Origin of the sequence: uncultured Succiniclasticum sp., from assembly GCF_902793885.1 — a bacterium.
In the GTDB taxonomy this organism is placed as follows: Bacteria; Bacillota; Negativicutes; order Acidaminococcales; family Acidaminococcaceae; genus Succiniclasticum.
The window spans coordinates 1-4,154 of the sequence record NZ_CADBFF010000053.1 but is presented as its reverse complement, the minus strand read 5'-3'; the positions used below and the strand labels follow the sequence as shown (position 1 = coordinate 4,154).

Annotated in this window: 5 protein-coding genes; 4 read left to right on the top strand and 1 reads right to left on the bottom strand. The window is 46.5% G+C overall.

Going from position 1 to position 4,154, the window contains the following annotated elements; all coding sequences use genetic code 11:
- Positions 1-200: 200 nt before the first annotated feature.
- Positions 201-1,574 (top strand): MATE family efflux transporter, encoded by a 1,374-nt coding sequence (locus QZV31_RS12900; RefSeq protein ID WP_295361425.1) that lies wholly within the window; start codon positions 201-203, stop codon positions 1,572-1,574.
- On the opposite strand, the gene QZV31_RS12895 is transcribed toward QZV31_RS12900, so the two are convergent.
- Entirely contained in the window at positions 1,571-1,705 is a 135-nt protein-coding gene (locus tag QZV31_RS12895) for a hypothetical protein (RefSeq protein ID WP_295361423.1), read from the bottom strand. The genes QZV31_RS12900 and QZV31_RS12895 overlap by 4 nt on opposite strands.
- 258 nt (positions 1,706-1,963) lie before the next feature.
- On the opposite strand from QZV31_RS12895, the gene QZV31_RS12890 reads away from it, so the two are divergent.
- The 3 genes from QZV31_RS12890 to QZV31_RS12880 all read left to right on the top strand — a co-directional run bounded on the left by QZV31_RS12890 (position 1,964) and on the right by QZV31_RS12880 (position 3,973).
- A complete protein-coding gene (locus QZV31_RS12890) occupies positions 1,964-2,530 on the top strand; it encodes a flavodoxin family protein (protein WP_295361421.1) in 567 nt (188 codons plus the stop codon).
- A gap of 24 nt (positions 2,531-2,554) precedes the next feature.
- A complete protein-coding gene (locus QZV31_RS12885; RefSeq protein ID WP_295361418.1) occupies positions 2,555-3,109 on the top strand; it encodes a hypothetical protein in 555 nt (184 codons plus the stop codon).
- A gap of 69 nt (positions 3,110-3,178) precedes the next feature.
- Positions 3,179-3,973 (top strand): MBL fold metallo-hydrolase, encoded by a 795-nt coding sequence (locus QZV31_RS12880; protein ID WP_093913387.1) that lies wholly within the window; start codon positions 3,179-3,181, stop codon positions 3,971-3,973.
- Positions 3,974-4,154: the final 181 nt, after the last annotated feature.

Here is a 4,154-nt window from a genome sequence, read left to right as displayed (position 1 = left end):
GGCGTGGTGTCCCAATTGGAAATTACGTTAGCCAATCACCTTCATCATAAAAAAAGAGCAGAGACTTTAAAAGCCTCTACTCATATATTAAGAATTGGGATTTATATAACTGCATACATCCGTTCACGGGGAACGGCTTGTCAACACAGCCACGTTGCAGTAGAATAATAAATAATCCTTTAACCGAAAGGCAACAGTACATGATATTCAGCAAAACCGTCAACGCGCTGGAAGGCTCAATCTGGGACAAGATTATAGTGTTCGCCATCCCCATGGCTCTCACCAGTTTATTTCAGCAGTTATTTAATTCGGCGGATATCGCCGTTATCGGACGTTTCTCCGGAAGCCAGGCTCTGGCTGCGGTAGGCAGTACTGCGACTATTGTTAATATTTTCATAAACTGCCTGGTTGGCACTTCGGTAGGCGCCACTGTGGTCATCTCCCACCTGCTGGGTGAAAAAAATGAAAAAGCAGCGCAGGAAGCGCTGCATGCCTCTGTCTGTTTTTCTGTTATATTCGGTATCATACTGGGAATCCTCGGACTTCTGATTGCCCGGCCGGTGCTGCGCCTCATGGGCACGCCTGTAGAAGTGCTGGACATGGCGGATCTGTATCTGAAGATTTACTACCTGGGCATCCCGTTTCTTACGGTTTACAATTTCGGCGCAGCTATCTTCCGGGCCAACGGAGACACAAAAAAAGCCCTGCTCTCTCTTACCGTTTCCGGTTTCATCAACGTGGCGCTGAATATATTCTTCGTGGTCTTCTGCGGCATGAGTGTGGACGGTGTGGCCATTGCCACTGTCATCGCCAACATAATCAGCGCAGGGTTAATTATCTATTATCTTACGAAGGAACAGGGCCTGCTTCACCTGTCTTTCAGCAAAATACACTGGCATACCGGCCTGATTATGCAGGTGCTGAAGATTGGTATCCCCACCGCCATTCAGGGAATGGTGTTTTCCCTTTCCAACATGATCATCCAGGTAGCCATAAACAGTCTGGGCTCTGCAGCCATCGCAGCCTCCACCGTCGCCCTGAATTTTGAGATGTGGGCCTACCATGTGCTCACCGGGTTCTCCCAGGCCTGCACGGCCTTTGTCGGGCTGAACTACGGCGCCAGGAAACTGAAACGCTGCATCCGAATCACCCGCTGGTGCATGCTGGAAGGCATCATTGCCAGCATCTTCGTTTCACTTTTCTTCGTTTTGCTGCGTAAACCTTTGGTAGCCCTGTTTACTGCAGACCCCGTGGTAGCGGAATTGGCCTATGTGCGTATCTGCTGGATCATTTCCTTTGAATTCATCAGCATGGTGATGGATGTCTTTTCCGGCGCGCTGCGAGGCTGGGGCTTCTCCCTTCTGCCTGCGGTCATTACCACCGCAGGCATCTGCGTATTGCGGGTTATTTATGTTTATACCGTATTTGCCGGCTGGCCCGACTTCGGATTACTGATGGCAGTCTACCCTCTGAGCTGGCTGGTCACCGCCATCGGCATCACCATTGCCTACTTTACGGTAAAGAAGAAAATCATCGCAACACAGATGGGGGCGTGGGCTGAGCAGGATTATTAGCGAGAGTGCATCAGCACTGGTTCTACGATAATAATATCAGTGTTTGCAAGCGTCATCAGTTCATCGGAAGTCTTGCACTGCATGGCTTTTTCAATCATTTCTTTTGTAAGTTCATTTTTGTTGATTGGCATAATGTTCCCCTCCTCAAAAAGATTTGTTTTTAATGCCTCTTACTAAAATATATACGGCAGCCTTTAAAAAATTCCAATTTATTACAGTAACCTATTCGACAGTCGTGGAAGTTTAACGAACTTTCGCGGCTGTTTTTTTTGTATGGAAAATTGCAGTTTTGCTCAATATCTGTAGATTTTTCTGCGGCTGTTTTGTTATAATGAATTAAAATGATGTTTACGAATACAAATTAACTTTTATGTGAAAGGGGTTCTTCCATGAAAAAGATTTTGCTGGTTAATGCGAGCCCAAGAAAAGGGGGTAACTCAGATTTAATTACAAAGATGCTTGCCGAAGAGTTGAAAGATTGTGAAGTGATTGTGTTTAATATGCGTGAAAAGAAATGCAACCCCTGTCTTGCCTGTGGGGCATGCCAGGGAAAGGATACTCAGATGTGCGTACAGAAGGACGATATCCAAAAGCTTCTTCCTGAGATTGACCGATGCGATGGAATTGTACTTGCTACGCCGATTTATAATCAGCAGATCTGTTCGCAGGCGAAGCTGTTTATTGAACGGTGGTATCCCTTTTTCAAATTTGACAATCCGCTGATGACCAACTCTTCCAAATGCGGGAAAAAAGGAGCAATTATTTGTTCATTTTGGGGAAGCCCGGTTGATGTGACGACAAAATATGCAGAATGGACGTTGGACGGTTTTTCGCAGATAGGCGTGGAAGAAAAGAAAGCGTTAATCTTCCCGCAGATACCCGGACGCGGCGATATATGTAAACGTGAAGACTATATTGCGCAGATTCATGCACTTGCCGGATGGTTGAAAGCATAAACCGTGATTTGTGAGGCGGCTGTCATGAGAATAGATGAAAAATGGATACGTGCGCATCTTCCGGTAGACTGTGCGGATGAACCGCTTGACGTTTTCTCAGGCTATTATCTGGACGGTCTGACAGTAATGGCGGAGGGAGAACGCGGAAGACCGGACACGGTTGTCTACCGTGCCAAAAATGAAGAGGAACTGCGTTACTGGCAGCTGGAAAGCATCTGTCATTTTGTGGGAAAAGCCGATACATCAAAAATCTGGCGGTATTACCGGCATCATGCCGAAGACGGAAGATGGCTGTATATCGAACACAGGCATTATGATTACAATGCCATCGAAGATGCGAGACTTCCAGGTTTTGAGCGCTTCCTGCGGAATCTTAAGTCCGGCTTTCCGCCTGGCCGCTGGGAAGAGAAGGTAAAGGAGTATGTCCGTCTTATGAATATCTGGTATACAACCCCGCACTGGGATTACGACAGGGACAGGCTGTGCTTTATTGAAATCAGTGATTCAAAGGAACACGACGACCATAGTATTATCATTGAGGAGCCAAGACCCGGTTCAGTTATAAAGATAGTAGACTGACAAATTCCAGTTTTTCTTACAGACGTAGATTTTTTTGCGGATGTTTTAAAAAAACGGTGGAGGTGCTTTATGGAAATCAAACAGATTCGCAATGCAACGATTCGCGTTTTATATGCAGGCAAGACGTTTCTGATAGATCCCTGGCTTTTGGAAAAAGGACGGATGGGATGTTTTTTGGATATCCCGAATCATCCGTTTCATGTTCCGGATACAGCGAAAGAAGGGATACCGATGCCAATGTGCGCGCTGCCTGAACCGGTAGAGGAAATACTGAAAGGCGTAGACTATTATATTGTAACGCATATTCATCCTGACCATGTTGACATGGCGCCGGATGGCACGGTAGGAGGATTGTTGGACAAAACGGTGCCTGTTTTGGTGCAGAATGAAACAGACGGCAAGGTGTTCCGTGCATCCGGCTTTGAACAGGTCCTTGTGTTAGGGGAAACCGCGTATGCCTGCGGTGATGTTTCAATCACCCGGACACCGGCGTTGCATGGCGTGATAGAACCATGCGGAGAAGCATGCGGTGTTTTATTTCAGGCAAAACAGGAAAAGACACTGTATGTTGCAGGGGATACGATCTGGACTACAGAAATAAAAAAGACGCTGCAGACTTTTACGCCGGATGTGGTGGTATTGAACGCCTGCGCTGCGGAACTGGTCGGTTTTGGACGGTTAATCATGAATGACGAAGATGTGGAAGCGGTTGCCAGGACCGTACCGGATGCGCAGATTGTCATCAGCCATATGGATACGGTGGCGCATGCATCCATAACCCGTTATACAATGCGCGGCTTGCTGGCAAAGCGCGGCGTGGAATATTTGATGCCTGAAGACGGGGAGACGCTGGCGTTTAACTGAACAGAACCCGGTTTTATAAATTGCTGTTTTGCTTCATAAAGCCTTTGGTGATATAATAAATTAAACATTCCCGCACGCGTCTGTGTTGGGAATACTGTTTTGTATTTTTTATAAAAGGCATTAAAATTATCCAAAGGAGGCCCTGAAAATGCCAATTAACAAAAACGAAATCACAAAAGAA